The 16,735-nt window shown below is 65.1% G+C and carries 14 protein-coding genes; 11 read left to right on the forward strand and 3 right to left on the reverse strand.

Translation table 11 applies throughout. From position 1 onward, the window contains the following. The 3 genes from QCE62_RS05965 to map form a co-directional block, all read right to left on the reverse strand. Nucleotides 1-697 (reverse strand): hypothetical protein (locus tag QCE62_RS05965; RefSeq protein ID WP_309915468.1); only part of this gene is annotated, 697 nt, incomplete at its 3' end. Nucleotides 698-902: 205 nt separating this feature from the next. Continuing rightward, a complete protein-coding gene (locus QCE62_RS05970; RefSeq protein ID WP_309915470.1) occupies nucleotides 903-3,482 on the reverse strand; it encodes a [protein-PII] uridylyltransferase in 2,580 nt (859 codons plus the stop codon). Nucleotides 3,483-3,555: 73 nt separating this feature from the next. After that, nucleotides 3,556-4,365, reverse strand: coding sequence for a type I methionyl aminopeptidase (gene map / locus QCE62_RS05975; protein ID WP_309831914.1), 810 nt, complete (start codon nucleotides 4,363-4,365; stop codon nucleotides 3,556-3,558). Between the two features lie 501 nt (nucleotides 4,366-4,866). Between map and rpsB the strand changes: the two genes are divergently transcribed. The 11 genes from rpsB (at nucleotide 4,867) to lpxD (ending at nucleotide 16,684) form a co-directional block, all read left to right on the forward strand. Further along, nucleotides 4,867-5,619, forward strand: a complete 753-nt coding sequence (rpsB, locus tag QCE62_RS05980) for a 30S ribosomal protein S2 (protein WP_309915473.1) — start codon at nucleotides 4,867-4,869, stop codon at nucleotides 5,617-5,619. 141 nt (nucleotides 5,620-5,760) lie between these two features. Continuing rightward, entirely contained in the window at nucleotides 5,761-6,642 is an 882-nt protein-coding gene (tsf, locus tag QCE62_RS05985; RefSeq protein WP_309915475.1) for a translation elongation factor Ts, read from the forward strand. A gap of 256 nt (nucleotides 6,643-6,898) precedes the next feature. Further along, nucleotides 6,899-7,612: a UMP kinase gene (gene pyrH / locus QCE62_RS05990; protein WP_309808074.1), complete on the forward strand. Its 714-nt coding sequence runs from the start codon at nucleotides 6,899-6,901 to the stop codon at nucleotides 7,610-7,612. A gap of 91 nt (nucleotides 7,613-7,703) precedes the next feature. Further along, a complete protein-coding gene (frr, locus tag QCE62_RS05995; protein WP_309808075.1) occupies nucleotides 7,704-8,264 on the forward strand; it encodes a ribosome recycling factor in 561 nt (186 codons plus the stop codon). Between the two features lie 82 nt (nucleotides 8,265-8,346). Next, nucleotides 8,347-9,129, forward strand: a complete 783-nt coding sequence (uppS, locus tag QCE62_RS06000; RefSeq protein WP_309915478.1) for a polyprenyl diphosphate synthase — start codon at nucleotides 8,347-8,349, stop codon at nucleotides 9,127-9,129. Then, nucleotides 9,123-9,935 carry a phosphatidate cytidylyltransferase gene (locus QCE62_RS06005; protein ID WP_309915481.1) on the forward strand — a complete coding sequence of 271 codons (813 nt, stop codon included), beginning with the start codon at nucleotides 9,123-9,125 and terminating at the stop codon, nucleotides 9,933-9,935. Before uppS ends, QCE62_RS06005 begins: the two co-directional genes overlap by 7 nt. A gap of 18 nt (nucleotides 9,936-9,953) precedes the next feature. Then, on the forward strand, nucleotides 9,954-11,171 hold the full coding sequence (locus QCE62_RS06010; protein WP_309915484.1) for a 1-deoxy-D-xylulose-5-phosphate reductoisomerase: 1,218 nt from the start codon (nucleotides 9,954-9,956) through the stop codon (nucleotides 11,169-11,171). 7 nt (nucleotides 11,172-11,178) lie between these two features. Beyond that, nucleotides 11,179-12,561 carry an RIP metalloprotease RseP gene (rseP, locus tag QCE62_RS06015; protein ID WP_309915487.1) on the forward strand — a complete coding sequence of 461 codons (1,383 nt, stop codon included), beginning with the start codon at nucleotides 11,179-11,181 and terminating at the stop codon, nucleotides 12,559-12,561. Between the two features lie 77 nt (nucleotides 12,562-12,638). Next, nucleotides 12,639-14,951 (forward strand): outer membrane protein assembly factor BamA, encoded by a 2,313-nt coding sequence (bamA, locus tag QCE62_RS06020; protein WP_309915490.1) that lies wholly within the window; start codon nucleotides 12,639-12,641, stop codon nucleotides 14,949-14,951. 43 nt (nucleotides 14,952-14,994) lie between these two features. After that, nucleotides 14,995-15,567 (forward strand): OmpH family outer membrane protein, encoded by a 573-nt coding sequence (locus QCE62_RS06025; RefSeq protein ID WP_404987297.1) that lies wholly within the window; start codon nucleotides 14,995-14,997, stop codon nucleotides 15,565-15,567. Between the two features lie 28 nt (nucleotides 15,568-15,595). Then, on the forward strand, nucleotides 15,596-16,684 hold the full coding sequence (gene lpxD, locus QCE62_RS06030; RefSeq protein WP_309919657.1) for a UDP-3-O-(3-hydroxymyristoyl)glucosamine N-acyltransferase: 1,089 nt from the start codon (nucleotides 15,596-15,598) through the stop codon (nucleotides 16,682-16,684). Nucleotides 16,685-16,735: the final 51 nt, after the last annotated feature.

Genomic DNA, 16,735 nt, shown 5'->3' on the forward strand with positions numbered 1-16,735 from the left:
AACGCAGCACGCGAATCGTCGCCACGCGGCTTGAAAGGACGACGCTCGTCACCACCCGCAGGACGTTCGCCACGGGCAGGCGGGCGACCTTCAAACGATTTACGCGGACCGCGCTCGCCGAACGCCGGACGCGAATCATCACCACGCGGCTTGAACGTGCGACGCTCGTCACCACCCGCAGCACGTTCGCCACGCGCAGGCGGGCGACCTTCAAACGACTTGCGCGGACCGCGCTCGCGGTCACCAAACGGCGGGCGCGAATCATCGCCACGCGGCTTGGATGGGCGACGCTCGTCACCGCCCGCAGGACGCTCGCCACGCGCACTCGGGCGGTCTTCAAACGACTTGCGCGGACCGCGCTTGCGGTCACCAAATGGCGGGCGCGAATCATCGCCACGCGGCTTGAACGGACGACGCTCGTCGCCACCCGCAGGACGCTCGCCACGCGCAGGCGGGCGACCTTCAAACGACTTGCGCGGACCACGTTCACGCTCACCAAACGTCGGACGCGAATCATCGCCACGCGGCTTGAACGGACGACGCTCGTCGCCACCCGCAGCACGCTCGCCACGCGCCGGCGGCCGCCCTTCGAACGACTTGCGCGGACCACGCTCACGCTCACCGAACGTCGGACGCGAATCATCGCCCCGCGGCTTGAACGGACGACGCTCGTCACCGCCCGCAGCACGCTCGCCACGCGCCGGCGGCCGGCCTTCGAACGATTTGCGCGGCGCGTCGCCGCGATGCTCCCCGGCCGACGGCTTCCCACGTGCAGGCCGCGCTTCATCCGGCACGGCGGGCCGCGCAGGCTTGCGCCCGGTGGAGGTGCCGGTCCGGACCGGCGAACGCGTGGCCGAGGTCGGACGCGGATGTTTGGCTGTCAGTTTGACGCGCATAAATTCTCAGGCTGCGATCGCGCGCAGCAGTTCGGTTTCGACCTGGATCTGGGTGCGGTTGTTCGACAGGCTCTTGCCGTCGATCAGGAACACGTCCTCGACGCGTTCGCCGAGCGTATTGATCCGCGCCGCCTGCACGCCGATCCGGTGTTGCGCGAGCACCCGCGCGATCGAATAAAGAAGGCCCTGCCGGTCGTTGGCGGACACGGACAGGATGTAGTACTGGCCGCGGTCGTCGGGACGCAGGTCCACGCGCGGCGTGATCGGAAACGTCCGCACGAGCCGCGAGACGCGGCCCTTCGACGGTTCCGGAAGAATGCGCTCGTCGGTCAGCAGCGTGCTCAGTTGCTGTTCGACGAGATTCGCGATGTCGCGATAGCTGCCATCGTGCTCGGGATGCGCGACCAGGAAGTTGTCGAGCGCGTAGCCATGGCGCGTCGTCGTGATGCGGGCATCGAGCACCGACAGGCCATTGCGGTCGAAATACCCGCAGATGCCGGCGAACAGATCCGGGCGATCCTGCACGTACACGAGCACTTGCAAGGCCGCGCCGATCGGCGAGGGCCGGGCGCGCACGATGGGCCGGTCGCTTTCGACGTGCCGGTAGAGCACACGCGTCTGCCAGGCGATATCGGCGGGATCGTGCCGCAGGAAGTAGCCGACGTCGAGCTGGTCCCACAGACGCTTCTGCGCGCCTTCGGGGACGGTTTCGAGCCGCAGCAGCGCGAGCGCCGCTTCCTGACGCGACTTCAGTTCCGAGTGCGCATCGGGCTCGGCGCCGCCGAGCACGGCTTGCGTCGCGCGGAACAGATCCTCGAGCAGCTTGCCCTTCCAGTTGTTCCAGACTTTCGGGCTGGTGCCGCGGATATCGGCGACGGTCAGCAGATAGAGCGCCGTCAGGCGCCGCTCGGTGCGCACGACCGAGGCAAAATGCTTGATGACCTCGGGATCGCTCGTGTCCTGTTTCTGCGCGACCTGGCTCATGGTCAGATGCTGCTGCACGAGCCACACGACCAGGTCCGTGTCTTCCTGGCCGAGCTCGTGTTCGCGGCAGAAGCGGCGGGCGTCGGCCATGCCGAGCGTCGAGTGATCGCCGCCGCGTCCCTTGGCGATGTCGTGGAACAGCGCCGCGACATACAGCACCCACGGGCGCTCGAAGTTGCCCATCAACTGGCTGCAGAACGGGTACTCGTGCGCGTGTTCCGCGATCGCGAAGCGGCGCAGGTTGCGCAGCACCATCAGGATGTGCTGGTCGACCGTGTAGACGTGATAGAGGTCGTGCTGCATCTGTCCGACGATGCGCCGGAAATTGATCAGATAACGCCCCAGCACACTGGTCTGGTTCATCAGGCGGAAGGCGTGCGTGATGCCTTCGGGCTGCTTCAGGATCTCCATGAACAGCCGGCGGTTGTCCGGATCGCGCCGCCATGCGCGGTCCATCAGGTCGCGTGCGTTGTAGATCGCCCGCAGCGTGCGCGCCGAAAAGCCCTTCACGCCGCGCGTCTGCTCGTACAGCAGGAAGGCTTCGAGAATGGCGTGCGGTTCGTGTTCGAAGACATCGTCGCGGGCAATTTCCAGCATGCCCTGTTTCTCGACGAAGCGGCTGTTGAGCACGCGCGTGATGCCGCTCGTCGACGGAAACAGCTGGGCCTCGACGTTCTGGATCAGGATGGTCGCCAGTTGCGTCACGGCTTTCGCGGCCCAGTAATAGCGGCGCATCAGCTGTTCGCTCGCGCGCTTGGCGGCGGTCGCCTCGAAGCCGAAGCTCTCGGCCAGCGGCGTCTGCAGATCGAATACGAGGATGTCCTGGCGGCGCTTCGCGATCACATGCAGCCGTGCGCGCAGCGCCTTCAGAAAGCCCTCGTTGCGGCGCAGTTCGCGCGCTTCGCGCTCGGTGATGAGGCCGCGCGTGTCGAGTTCGCGCCAGTTGCTGCCGAAGCCCGCCGCGCGCGCGATCCACAGGATCAGTTGAAGGTCGCGCAGGCCGCCGGGGCTTTCCTTGATGTTCGGTTCGAGGCTGTACGGCGTGTCCTGGAACTTCGCGTGACGCTGGCGCATTTCCAGCACCTTCGCCTGGAAGAACGCACGCGGATCGAGCGTCTCGTGATAGCGCTCCGAAAAGCGCTGGTACAGGCGCGTGTCGCCGCAGATGCGCCGTGCCTCGAGCAGCGAGGTCTGCACCGTGATGTCGTTGGCGGCCTCCGCGATGCACTGCTCGACCGAGCGCACGCTGCTGCCGATGTCGAGCCCGAGATCCCACGCCATGCCGATGAAACGCTCGATCCGGCCGTTGAGCTCGGTGTCGGTGTCGGAGGCGCTGTCCGGCAGCAGCACCAGAATGTCGACGTCGGAAAACGGTGCGAGCTCGCCGCGTCCATAGCCGCCCACCGCGACGAGCGCCGCGTTGTCCGGCATCGCGCAGGCGTGCCAGGCGCCTTTGAGGGCGTCGTCGGTGGCGCGTCCGAGCGCGTGCATCAGCGGCTCGACATTCGAGGTCGTCTGGAAGCGCTCGATGAGCGCTGCCTTCGCGGCCTTGTAGGCGGCGCGCAGGGTTTCACAGGGCGTGGCGACGGCGATGACGCTCATGGCTCGGATCGGCGGGCGGGAGAAGGGGCGGCGCTGCGCGGTGGCGGCGCGCGCCGGAGAGAGTGGAACGCGTTCAGGCGGTGGCCGCGATCAGCTGCGACGGCGCCTGCGTGCCGGCCGAAACCGTCAGCACGTCATAGCCGGTCGGCGTGACCAGCACGGTGTGCTCCCATTGCGCGGACAGGCTGCGGTCGCGCGTCTTGACGGTCCACTGGTCGGGCATCGTGCGGATTTCGCGGCGGCCGGCGTTGATCATCGGCTCGACGGTGAAGATCATGCCCGCCTGAAGTTCGATGCCGGTGCCCGGACGGCCGTAATGCAGCACTTGCGGCTCTTCATGGAAGACCTGGCCGATACCGTGGCCGCAGTATTCGCGCACGACGCTATACCCTTGCGACTCGGCGTGCTTCTGGATGGCCGCGCCGATATCGCCGAGATGCGCGCCAGGGCGCACCTGATCGATGCCGAGCCACATGCAGTCGAAGGTCGTCTGGACGAGGCGTTTCGCGAGGATCGAGCCCTCGCCGACGATGAACATCCGGCTCGTGTCGCCGAAATAGCCGTTCTTGATGACGGTGATGTCGATATTGAGCGCGTCGCCGTTCTTGAGCACCTTTTCACCGGGGATGCCGTGACAGATCACGTCGTTGACAGAGATGCAGGTGGCCTTCGGGTAGGGCGGGTAGCCGGGCGGCTGATAGTTGAGCGGCGCGGGAACGGTGCCTTGCTCCTTCAGCATGTACTCATGGCAAAGGCGGTCGAGTTCCTCGGTCGTCACGCCAGGCGCGATGTGCGGCGTGATGAAATCGAGCACTTCGCTGGCGAGCCGGCAGGCGACGCGCATCTGCGCGATATCGTGGTCGTTTTTCAGCGTAATGGACATGACTTGGCTCGGAAGGACGCGAGTGTGCGTGTAATGACTTGCGTACGCGGATTTCGTACGTGTTCTGATGCAATTCAGGCGGCCGTAGCGCGCCAAAGCGGCATTATCGCACTTCAGGAAAGGTGCCGCACCCGGATACTTGGGGGCAGATGGCGCAGCGGCAAGGCGTCGGGCCGGGTCGCCACGTCGAGTCGCCACGTCGAGTCGCCATGCCTTCGGCGCCTGACAGGCGGCTTGAGCCGATCAATCCTCACATGCTATACTCACGAGCTAAGTCTTGATCCACATCCATGGCAGCGTCACGGTTCTCCGGAACAATGCCAGCGGTAATGCAGCGATCAAGGCTTGGAGATCAGTTTCACCCCAGTTTCACCAGTCAAGTCAATCAAGTCGAATCGCAAGCCGGCGCACCCAGGGTGTCCGGCGCCCGTCAGGCGAATTTCGCCACCCGGGCGCAGGATGCGGCAGCCGGCTTAAGACCCAACCCTCGCGGAGAATTTCATGGCAGTCACGATGCGTCAAATGCTGGAAGCCGGTGTCCACTTCGGTCACCAAACCCGCTTCTGGAATCCCAAGATGGCCCCGTACATCTTCGGTCATCGCAACAAGATTCACATCATCAACCTCGAAAAGACCCTGCCGCTCTACAACGACGCGCTGAAGTATGTGCGCCAGTTGGCAGCCAACCGCGGCACGATCCTTTTCGTCGGCACGAAGCGCCAGTCGCGCGACACCATCGCCCAGGAAGCAGCACGCGCCGGCATGCCGTTCGTCAATGCGCGCTGGCTCGGCGGCATGATGACCAACTTCAAGACCCTGAAAGTGTCGATCAAGCGCCTGAAGGACATGGAAGCGGCGCTGGAATCGGGTGAAACCGAGCGCATGAGCAAGAAGGAAGCCCTTTTGTTCGAACGCGAAATGGTCAAGCTGCAAAAGTCGATCGGCGGCGTGAAGGACATGGGCGGCATTCCGGACGCAATGTTCGTCATCGACGTCGGCTACCACAAGATTGCCGTGACCGAAGCCAAGAAGCTCGGCATTCCGGTCATCGCCGTGGTCGACACGAACCACTCGCCGGAAGGCATCGACTACGTGATCCCGGGTAACGACGACGCGTCGAAGGCCGTCGCGCTGTACGCCGAAGGCGTGGCCGACGCGATCCTCGAAGGCCGCGCGAACGCGGTGAACGACGTGGTCCAGGCCGTGCGCAGCGGCGAAGGCGACGAGTTCGTCGAGGTCAACGAACAGGCGTAATCGAGCCCTGTGGCCGACAAGAAAGGGGGCTTTGCGAAAGGCCCCTTTTTTTTAGCCGGGCCGCTGGACCTGCCTATTTTTCCTGCCGTGGGCGAGCCGTAAGGCCTGCGGCACGTATCAAACAGACTCAAGGAGCGAATGATGGCGGCAATTACCGCAAGCATGGTGGCAGAACTGCGCGCGAAGACCGACGCGCCGATGATGGAATGCAAGAAGGCGCTGACGGAAGCCGACGGCGACATGGCGCGCGCTGAAGAGCTGCTGCGCGTGAAGCTCGGCAACAAGGCGAGCAAGGCGGCATCGCGCGTGACGGCTGAAGGCATCGTCTCGGCGTTCGTCGACGGCAACGTGGGCGCGCTGGTCGAGCTGAACTGCGAAACCGACTTCGTCGCGAAGAACGACGATTTCCTGGCCTTCGGCAAGACCATCGCCGAACTGGTCGCCAAGCAAAACCCGTCTGACGTGGCCGCGCTGTCGGCGCTGCCGCTCGAAAGCTCGACGGTCGACGCCGTGCGCCTTGCGCTGGTCGGCAAGATCGGCGAAAACCTCTCGATCCGCCGTTTCGTGCGGTTTGAATCCGCCAACAAGATTGCTTCGTACCTGCATGGCACGCGTATCGGCGTGCTGGTCGACTTCACGGGCGCTGACGAGCAAGTGGGCAAGGACGTCGCCATGCACGTCGCCGCGATGAAGCCGGTCTCGCTGTCGTCGGACGAAGTGCCGGCCGACCTGATCGCCAAGGAACGCAGCATCGCCGAGCAGAAGGCCGCCGAGTCGGGCAAGCCGGCTGAAATCGTCGCGAAGATGGTCGACGGTTCGGTCCAGAAGTACCTGAAGGAAGTCTCGCTGCTGAACCAGCCGTTCGTGAAGAACGACAAGCAGACCATCGAGCAGATGCTGAAGGCCAGCAACGCGTCGGTGCAGAAGTTCGCGCTGTTCGTGGTGGGCGAGGGCATCGAGAAACGTCAGGACGACTTCGCTGCCGAAGTCGCGGCGCAGGTTGCGGCGGCCAAGCAGTCGTAAGGCGGTGCTCTTAAGGCACTGATAAGGAGCATCTGCTGAAATAGCGCGACCGTTCGTCGCGCGGGCTGGACCGGCGGCGGTTGCACCGCCGTCCACTTTCAGCGCTCCGGTTCGCATCGTGCGGCGGGCGCGGCAGATCAGGGTTAACCCTCGTCTTCCGCGCCCGCCGCCCGATCCGGGCCGCTTGCAGTAAATATTGTTTCACCCCTACAGTTCTACGTTGTTGCAACCCTCCTCGGCGCGATCGGAACCTCATATGCCCACAGCCTACAAACGCGTACTCCTCAAACTCTCCGGCGAAGCCCTGATGGGCGACGATGCCTTCGGCATCAATCGGGCAACAATCGAAAGGATGGTGGCGGACATCGCGGAGGTAGTGCGGATCGGGACCCAGCTGGCGGTGGTCATCGGCGGCGGCAACATCTTCCGCGGCGTCGCGGGCGGTGCGGCCGGCATGGACCGCGCCACGGCCGACTACATGGGCATGCTCGCCACGATGATGAACGCGCTGGCGCTGCAGGACGCGATGCGCCACGCCGGCATCGAGGCGCGCGTGCAGTCGGCGCTGCGCATGGATCAGGTGGTCGAGCCGTATATCCGCCCGCGCGCCATCCGCCAGCTCGAAGAAGGCAGGGTGGTGATCTTCGCGGCCGGCACGGGCAATCCGTTCTTCACGACGGACACGGCGGCGGCGCTGCGCGGTTCGGAAGTCGGCGCCGAAGTAGTGCTGAAAGCCACCAAGGTCGATGGCGTATACTCCGCCGACCCGAAGAAGGATCCGCATGCAACGCGCTACAGCACGATCAGCTTCGACGAAGCCATCGGCAAGAATCTGCAGGTGATGGACGCAACCGCCTTCGCGCTGTGCCGCGACCAGAAGCTGCCGATCCGCGTGTTCTCGATCACGAAGCCCGGTGCCCTCAAGCGCATCGTGCAGGGCGACGACGAAGGGACGCTCGTCCACGTGTAAACTCTCGCAATATCGGGCGCGGCGCGCGGTGGCTCGGGCCCTGCGCGCCAGGCGCCGCTATTGCAGGTAAAACTCAGGTTTGGAGGTTCAAATGAGTGTGGCTGACATCAAAAAGGGCGTCGACCAGAAGATGCAACGGTCGATCGAGGCATTCAAGGCCGATCTCGCGAAGATCCGTACGGGCCGTGCCCATACTGGCCTGCTCGACCATATCCAGGTCGACTACTACGGCTCGAACGTGCCCATCTCGCAAGTCGCGAACATGACGCTCGTCGATGCCCGCACCATCGGCGTTCAGCCGTGGGAAAAGAAGATGGTCCCGGTGGTCGAGAAGGCGATCCGCGAATCGGATCTCGGCCTGAATCCGGCGACGCAGGGCGACCTGATCCGCGTGCCGATGCCCGCGCTGACCGAAGAGCGCCGCCGCGAGCTGACGAAGGTCGTCAAGAGCGAAGGCGAAACCGCCAAGGTTGCGGTGCGCAACCTGCGTCGCGACGCGAACGACCAGCTCAAGAAGCTCGTCAAGGACAAGGAAATCTCCGAAGACGACGAGCGCCGCGCCAGCGACGAAGTCCAGAAGTTCACGGACAAGTTCGTCGCCGAGATCGACAAGCTCGTGCAGACCAAAGAAGCGGAAATCATGACGGTGTGAGGCCGCAGGAACGGTCCCGCCGGCCTCGGCGTCTTACATTGAGGCCGGCTCTCACTCCTTCAGATTTCAAGATTCAGCGGCCATGACCTATACCAGCTCTACCGTTACCGTGCCCGATGTCGCAGCCGTACCGCGTCACGTCGCGATCATCATGGACGGCAACGGCCGTTGGGCGACCGAGCGGCGCCTGCCGCGCGTCGCCGGTCACACGCGCGGCGTCGATGCGGTCCGCGCGACCGTCGAAAGCTGCGCGCTGCGCGGCGTCGAGTTCGTCACGCTGTTCGCGTTCAGTTCCGAGAACTGGCGCCGTCCGACCGACGAAGTCTCCTTCCTGATGCGTCTTTTCGTGACCGCGCTGGAGCGCGAGATCGGCAAGCTGCACGCGAACGGCATCCGCCTGCGCGTCGTCGGCGACACCTCGATGTTCAACGACCGCATCCGCGCGCTGATCCAGCGCGCCGAGACCAAGACGGCCCGCAACACCCGCCTCACGCTGACCATCGCCGCCAACTACGGCGGGCGCTGGGACATCATGCAGGCCACTAAAAAGCTCATCGCCGAATCGCTGGAGAGCGGCGTGCCCGCGCGCGTCGACGACGAATCGTTCGCCCAGCATCTCGCCATGGCCTATGCGCCGGAGCCGGACCTGTTCATCCGCACCGGCGGCGAGCAGCGCATCAGCAACTTCCTGCTGTGGCAGCTCGCGTACACCGAGTTCCACTTCACGAATACCTACTGGCCCGACTTCGACGCCGCCGCGCTCGACCGCGCGATCGCCTCGTATGGCGGCCGCGAGCGCCGTTTCGGGCGCACCAGCGCACAGGTCGAATCCCAATCGCAGAAGGCCGACACCCTTTCATGCTAAAGACCCGTGTCATCACGGCAATCGTTCTGCTGGCCATTCTCGTGCCGGTCACGCTGTATGCGCCGATCGGCGGATTCGCCACCCTGATCGGGTTCGTCGTGGTGTTCGCGGCGTGGGAGTGGGGGCGTCTCTTGAAGCTGAACGGCGCCGGGCCGGTCGCCTACGCGGTGGTCGCGGGTCTCGCGCTGATTTTCAGCGCCTGGCTCGGCGTGGCGGGCAAGCCGCTGTACCAGATGGCGGCCATCTTCTGGGTGCTCGCCGGGCCGTACGCGCTGATCCGCAAGCCCGCGCTCGCCGCCGGCGCCTGGCGCGCGTTCCTGCTGTTCGCCGGCATCGTCGTGTTCATCGCCTGCTGGCACGCCGTCGTCGACGCCCGTATCCGCGGCGTGGCCTTCGTGCTATCGCTTCTGCTAGTAGTCTGGCTGGCTGACATAGGCGCATACTTCGCCGGCAAAGCCATCGGCCGGCACAAGCTCGCCCCGTCGATCAGCCCCGGCAAGACCTGGGAAGGCGCCATCGGCGGCTGGCTGGCCGTCATCGTGATCGGCGCGCTCGCCGCCACCACCGGTTTTTACGCGCCCACCGTATTCACGGCCTTCGCGGAGCGTCTCGGCTGGGACCGCGCGTTCGTCGCGCTCAGCGTGCTGGTCGCGTTCAGCGTGATCGGCGACTTGTTCGAGTCGCTTCTGAAGCGCCAGGCCGGCGTCAAGGATTCGAGCGGCCTGCTGCCGGGCCACGGCGGTGTGCTCGACCGCATCGACGCATTGTTGCCTGTTCTGCCGATCGCATTGCTCATGCTCGGCTAATCGGCTAGAGAAGAATTCATGCAAAAACGTCTCACATTGCTCGGCTCCACGGGCTCGATCGGCGATAGCACGCTCGACGTCGTGGCGCGGCACCCGGACCGTTTCTCGGTCCATGCGCTCACCGCGCACCGCAACGGCGACAAGCTCATCGCGCAGTGCCTCCGGTTCCAGCCCGAAGTGGCGGTCGTCGGCGACGCCGACACGGCCGCGCGCGTGGCGTCCGCCTTGCGCGCCGAGGGCTGCAGGACCGAGGTCACGCACGGTCCCGAGGCGCTGGTGGAAGTGGCCCGCGCGTCGCAGTGCGACACCGTGGTCGCGGCGATCGTCGGCGCGGCCGGCCTCGCGCCCACGCTCGCGGCGGCGCGCGCAGGCAAGCGCATCCTGCTGGCCAACAAGGAAGCGCTGGTGATGTCCGGCCAGATCTTCATGGATGCCGTGCGCGACAACGGCGCCATCCTGCTGCCGGTGGACAGCGAGCACAACGCCGTGTTCCAGTGCTTGCCGCCCTGCGCGGACAAGGAAGCCAAGCTGCACGGCGGCGTCTCGAAGATCATCCTGACGGCGTCGGGCGGTCCGTTCCGCACCCGCGAACCCGCATCGCTCGTCAACGTGACGCCGGAAGAAGCCGTCAAGCATCCGAATTGGGCGATGGGTCGCAAGATTTCCGTCGATTCGGCGACGATGATGAACAAGGGCCTCGAAGTGATCGAGGCGCACTGGCTGTTCGATCTTCCCGGCTCGCGCATCGAGGTGCTGATCCATCCGCAGAGCGTGATCCATTCGATGGTCTCCTACGCGGACGGCTCGGTGCTCGCGCAGCTCGGCAATCCGGACATGCGTACGCCCATCGCGCATGCGCTGGCGTATCCTGACCGGGTCGATTCGGGCGTCATGCCGCTCGATCTGGCGCAGATCGCCACGCTCACGTTCGAAAAGCCCGATTTCAAGCGTTTCCCGTGTCTCGCGCTGGCCATCGAGGCGCTGGAGGCGGGCGGCATCGCCAGCGCCGCGCTCAACGCGGCGAACGAGATCGCCGTGGAAGCGTTCCTCGAGCGCCGCATCGGCTTCATGGCCATCGGCGAGGTCGTGGAGCGCGTGCTGAATGCGCTGCCGAACACGAGCGCCGCGTCGCTGGACGACGTCCTCGCCGCCGATTCGAACGCACGCCGTCTTGCCTCCGGTTTCGTCGCAGAGCTCACCGCGAGCGCGCCAGGCGCCGAACCCATCGCCCATTGAGGCCGTCATGAACTTTCTGACCGAAATCGTCGCCTTCGTCGTCGCGATTGGCGTGCTCGTCGTCGTCCACGAATTCGGTCACTACAGCGTCGCGCGATGGTGCGGCGTGAAAGTGCTGCGCTTTTCCGTCGGCTTCGGCAAGCCGCTGGTGCAGTGGACCAGCAAGAAGACCGGCGTCGAGTGGACCATCGCCGCGCTGCCGCTGGGCGGCTACGTGAAGATGCTCGACGAGCGCGAGGTCGATCCCGACAGCGGCACGAAGATTCCCGCCGAAGACCTGCCGCGCGCGTTCAACCGTCAGAGCGTCGCCAAGCGCATCGCGATCGTCGCCGCAGGCCCGATCGCCAACTTCCTGCTGGCCATCGTGCTGTTTTCCGCGGTGTTCGCGGCCGGCGTCACCGAGCCCGCGGCCATCGTCTCGCAGCCGGCGCCGGACACCGCCGCCGCACGCGCGGGCTTCGAGGGCGGCGAAACCGTGCTGGCGATGCGCGACGCGTCGGGCGGCGAAACTCACACGATCCGCTCCTGGTCCGACCTGCGCTGGAAACTGCTCGACGCCGCGTTCGATCATCGCCGCGTGGTGCTGTCGGCGAAAACGAAAGACGGCACCTTCGATTTCCCGGTGAGCGTCACGGGCATCACCGACGCCGACGCCGATCAGGACTTCATGGACAAGCTCGGCTTCACGCCGGGCGGCGGCACGCTGACGGTGGCGGCCGTGGAAGCGGGCAGCGCGGCGCAGAAGAGCGGGCTCAAGCCCGGCGACACGCTGCGCACCATCGACGGCCGCACGGTCGACAACGCCACCAGCTTCATCGATTACGTGAAGGCGCACGGCGGCAAGCCGGTGACGCTCGGCATCGAACGCAACGGCAAGCTCGATGCCGTCCAGATCACGCCCGATCTCAAGCACGACGCGACGACCGGCAAGGAGATCGGCCGGATCGGCGCGGCGCTCGGCAATGTGCTGCCTTCGGTCAACGTGCGATACGGGCCGATCGAAAGCCTGCGTCTGGGCGTGAACCGCACCTGGGACATCAGCGCCTACTCGCTGCGCATGTTCGGGCGGATGATCGTCGGCGAGGCGTCGCTCAAGAACCTGTCGGGACCGGTCACCATCGCGGACTACGCGGGCAAGAGCGCGAGGCTGGGTTTGTCGGCGTTTTTGTCGTTTCTGGCGCTCGTCAGCATCAGCCTTGGAGTGTTGAACTTGTTACCGATTCCGGTATTGGACGGTGGGCATCTGTTATATTATTTGGTTGAGGCTGTCACCGGCAAAGCCGTATCCGATCGCTGGCAGCTGGTTCTGCAAAGGGCGGGCCTGGTCTGCATCGTCGCGCTCTCGATGATTGCGCTGTTCAACGACCTCGCTCGTCTGATTCGTTTCTGATCCACTTTGACAATTTCTGGCGGCGTCGCTCGGGCGACCGCTGGAACGAATGCAGCTTTAAATACTGGGGAAGCACGTTGTTCAAACCTCATCGCTTTGTTCCTAAGACGGCAGTGGCCGCGGCGCTCGCCGCGACGGGTATGGCGGCACACGCCACCACGCCGTTCGTCGTGCAGGATATTCGGATCGACGGTCTTCAGCGCATCGAACCGGGCTCCGTGTTCGCATACCTGCCGATCAAGCAAGGCGACACCTTCACCGACGACAAAGCCTCCGAAGCGATCCGCGCGCTCTACGCAACGGGCTTCTTCAACGACGTGCAGATCGCCACGGAAGGGAACGTGGTGGTCGTGCAGGTGCAGGAACGTCCGGCCATCTCAAGCATCGACTTCGCCGGCCTGCACGAATTCGACAAGGACAACCTGACGAAGGCGCTGCGCTCGGTGGGCTTGTCGCAGGGCCGTTCGTACGACAAGGCGCTGGTCGACAAGGCCGAGCAGGAACTGAAGCGGCAATACCTGACGCGCGGCTACTACGCGGCGGAAGTGACCACCACGGTGACGCCGGTGGACCGCAATCGCGTGGCCATCCTGTTCTCGGTGGCGGAAGGTCCGAGCGCGAAGATCCGCCAGATCAACTTCGTCGGCAACAAGGCGGTCAGTTCGAGCACGCTGCTGGGAGAAATGCAGCTCTCCACGCCGAACTGGTTCTCCTGGTACACGAAGAGCGACCTCTACGCGAAGGAAAAGCTCACGGGCGACCTCGAGAACGTGCGCTCGTACTACCTGAACCGCGGCTATCTCGAGTTCAGCATCGACTCGACGCAGGTGTCCATCTCGCCCGACAAGAAGGACATGTACCTGACGATCGCCGTGCATGAAGGCGAGCCGTACAAGATCAGCAGCGTCAAGCTGTCGGGCAATCTGCTCGACCGCGAAGCCGAGCTCAAGAAGCTCGTGAAGATCAAGCCGGGCGACCGCTTCTCGGCGGAGAAACTACAGGCCACCACGAAGTCGATCGTCGACAAGCTCGGCGAATACGGCTACGCGTTCGCGCAGGTCAACGCGCAGCCGGACATCGACCAGAAGGATCACACCGTCGCGCTGACGCTGCAGGTGGACCCGAGCCGCCGCGTGTACGTGCGGCGCGTGAACATCGTCGGCAACACCCGCACGCGCGACGAAGTGGTCCGCCGCGAAATGCGCCAGCTGGAAAGCTCGTGGTTCGATTCGAGCCGTCTCGCGCTCTCGAAGGACCGTATCAACCGTCTCGGCTACTTCACGGACGTGGACGTGGCCACGGTGCCGGTCGAAGGCACGAACGACCAGGTGGACGTGGACGTCAAGGTGGCCGAAAAGCCGACCGGCGCCATCACGCTGGGCGCGGGCTTCTCGTCGACGGACAAGGTGGTGCTGTCGGCGGGCGTCTCGCAGGACAACGTGTTCGGTTCCGGTACGAGCCTTTCGGTGAACGTGAACACCGCGAAGACCTACCGCACGCTGACGGTCACGCAGGTCGATCCGTACTTCACCATCGACGGCATCAAGCGCATTACCGACGCGTACTACCGTACTTACCAGCCGCTGTACTACTCGACCGATTCGAGCTTCCGGATCGTGACGATGGGCGCGGACACGAAGTTCGGCATTCCGTTCTCGGAGCAGGACACGGTGTTCTTCGGCGTCGGCGCCGAGCAGAACACCATGGACCTGGACGCCGCCACGCCGAAGGCCTACACGAACTACGTGAACGAGTTCGGCCGGGTGGTGAACAACTATCCGCTGACGGTGGGCTGGTCGCGCGACAATCGTGACAGCGCCCTCGTGCCGAGCCGCGGCTATTACCTGCAGTCGAACGCGGAATACGGCACGCCGATCGGCAACACCACGTACGCGAAGTTCGACGCGCAGTTCCAGTATTACTACTCGTTCGCGCGCGGCTTCGTGCTCGGCTTCAACTTGCAGGGCGGCTACGGCAAGGGGCTGGACGGCCAGACGTACCCGATCTTCAAGAACTACTACGCGGGCGGTATCGGTTCGGTGCGCGGCTACTCGCCGAGCTCGCTGGGTCCGCGCGACGCCACCACGAACGATCCGATCGGCGGCTCGCGCATGGCGGTCGGCAATATCGAGCTGACGTTCCCGCTGCCGGGCACGGGCTATGACCGTACGCTGCGCGTGTTCACCTTCCTCGATGCCGGTAACGTCTGGGGCGACCCGGGCCAGGGCGGCACGACCAGCGGCGCGAACGGCCTGCGCTACGGCTACGGTGTGGGTCTGGCGTGGATTTCGCCGATCGGCCCGCTCAAGCTGAGCCTGGGTTTCCCGCTGCAGAAGCATGAAGGCGATCAGTACCAGAAGTTCCAGTTCCAGATCGGTACGGCTTTCTAAGCGGCGTGTCGATGAACCCGAACTTCACTCAATTCGACGTAACGTGAGGAACACTTTGCGAACCGGTAAGCTTGCGAAACACAGGGCACTGGCGCTTGCGTTGTCGCTGGTTCTCGGCCTGGGCGCCGCCGCTGGCGCGAGCGCGCAGGAAGCGCGCATCGCGGCGGTCAATTCGGACCGCATCCTGCGCGAATCGGCGGCGGCCAAGGCCGCCCAGTCGAAGCTGGAGCAGGAATTCGCCAAGCGCGACAAGGCGCTGCAGGACATGGCGCAGCGCCTGAAGGCGATGTCGGACAACATCGACAAGAACGGCGCGTCGATGGCCCCGGCCGACCGCGCCGCCCGCCAGCGCGACCTCGCGCAGACCGACGCGGATTTCCAGCGCAAGCAGCGCGAGTTCCGCGAAGACCTGAACCAGCGCCGCAATGAAGAACTCGCGGCCGTGCTGGACCGGGCCAACAAGGTCATCAAGCAGATCGCGGAACAGCAGCACTACGACCTGATCGTGCAGGAGGCGGTGTATGTCAGCCCGCGCATCGACATCACGGATCAGGTGCTGAAGGCGCTCGCGGCGAATTCGAACGGCACGGGCGCGAGCGGCACCAGCCCGAACTGACGAGGACTGAGAGGAGATGGCATCAGGCATGGCGATCACGCTCGACGAACTGGTGAAGCGCTTCGGCGGAGAAGTGGCCGGCAACGGGGCGCACCGCGTCGGGAGTCTCGCACCGCTCGACAAGGCGGATTCCACCCAGCTCGCGTTTCTCGCGAACCAGAAGTATCTTCCGCAGGTCGAGACGACCCAGGCGGGCGCCGTGCTGATTTCGCACGCCGATCTCGAGAAAGTGACGAATCGCGCGGGCAGTAATTTCATCGTCACGCCGAACCCCTACGCTTACTTCGCCCGCGTGGCGCAGGCCTTCATCGACCTGGCCACGCCGAAGGCCGTGCCCGGCGTGCATCCGAGCGCGTATGTCGATCCCGCCGCGCAGGTCGCGGCCAGCGCCGTGATCGGACCGCATGTGACGGTCGAGGCGGGCGCGGTGATCGGCGAGCGCGTGAAGCTCGATGCCGGCGTGACCGTCGGCCAGCGCGTCACGCTCGGCGACGACGTGCATCTGTATCCCCACGTCACCGTCTATCACGGCTGCACGCTCGGCGCGCGCGTGATCGTGCACGCGGGCGCGGTGATCGGCGCGGACGGCTTCGGCTTTGCCCCGGACTTCACCGGCGAAGGCGAGGCCCGCACCGGCAACTGGGTGAAGATTCCGCAGGTCGGCGCGGTGAAGATCGCGGCTGACGTCGAGATCGGCGCGAATACCACGATCGATCGCGGCGCGATGGCGGACACCGTCATCGAGGAATGCGTGAAGATCGACAATCTCGTGCAGATCGGCCATAACTGCCGCATCGGCGCGTACACGGTGATTGCCGGGTGCGCGGGCATCGCGGGCAGCACGAACATTGGCCGGCATTGCATGATCGGCGGCGCCGTGGGCATCGCGGGACATGTGACGCTCGCGGACTACGTGATCGTCACGGCGCAGTCGGGCGTCTCGAAGTCGCTGCTCAAGCCTGGCATGTACACGAGCGCCTTCCCGGCCGTGCCGCACGCGGACTGGAACAAGAGCGCCGCCATCATGCGCAATCTCGACAAGATGCGCGAGCGCATCAAGGCGCTGGAGAGCGCGCTCGCCGGCGCAGGCAAGCAGGGCGACGAGCGCGGCGCTTGAGCGAAGCAAGCGGCATCCCGCGGCGAACGTAACATTCGGCCGCGGCAGAAT

Source organism: Caballeronia sp. LZ033, from assembly GCF_031451265.1.
Taxonomy (GTDB): Bacteria; Pseudomonadota; Gammaproteobacteria; order Burkholderiales; family Burkholderiaceae; genus Caballeronia.

What these genes read in the sequence shown, in the direction of transcription:
- QCE62_RS05970 (WP_309915470.1), bottom strand. Translation starts at nt 3,482, where the DNA reads ATGAGCGTCATCGCCGTCGCCACGCCCTGTGAAACCCTGCGCGCCGCC.
- map (WP_309831914.1), bottom strand. Translation starts at nt 4,365, where the DNA reads ATGTCCATTACGCTGAAAAACGACCACGATATCGCGCAGATGCGCGTC.
- rpsB (WP_309915473.1), top strand. Translation starts at nt 4,867, where the DNA reads ATGGCAGTCACGATGCGTCAAATGCTGGAAGCCGGTGTCCACTTCGGT.
- tsf (WP_309915475.1), top strand. Translation starts at nt 5,761, where the DNA reads ATGGCGGCAATTACCGCAAGCATGGTGGCAGAACTGCGCGCGAAGACC.
- pyrH (WP_309808074.1), top strand. Translation starts at nt 6,899, where the DNA reads ATGCCCACAGCCTACAAACGCGTACTCCTCAAACTCTCCGGCGAAGCC.
- frr (WP_309808075.1), top strand. Translation starts at nt 7,704, where the DNA reads ATGAGTGTGGCTGACATCAAAAAGGGCGTCGACCAGAAGATGCAACGG.
- uppS (WP_309915478.1), top strand. Translation starts at nt 8,347, where the DNA reads ATGACCTATACCAGCTCTACCGTTACCGTGCCCGATGTCGCAGCCGTA.
- QCE62_RS06005 (WP_309915481.1), top strand. Translation starts at nt 9,123, where the DNA reads ATGCTAAAGACCCGTGTCATCACGGCAATCGTTCTGCTGGCCATTCTC.
- QCE62_RS06010 (WP_309915484.1), top strand. Translation starts at nt 9,954, where the DNA reads ATGCAAAAACGTCTCACATTGCTCGGCTCCACGGGCTCGATCGGCGAT.
- rseP (WP_309915487.1), top strand. Translation starts at nt 11,179, where the DNA reads ATGAACTTTCTGACCGAAATCGTCGCCTTCGTCGTCGCGATTGGCGTG.
- lpxD (WP_309919657.1), top strand. Translation starts at nt 15,596, where the DNA reads ATGGCGATCACGCTCGACGAACTGGTGAAGCGCTTCGGCGGAGAAGTG.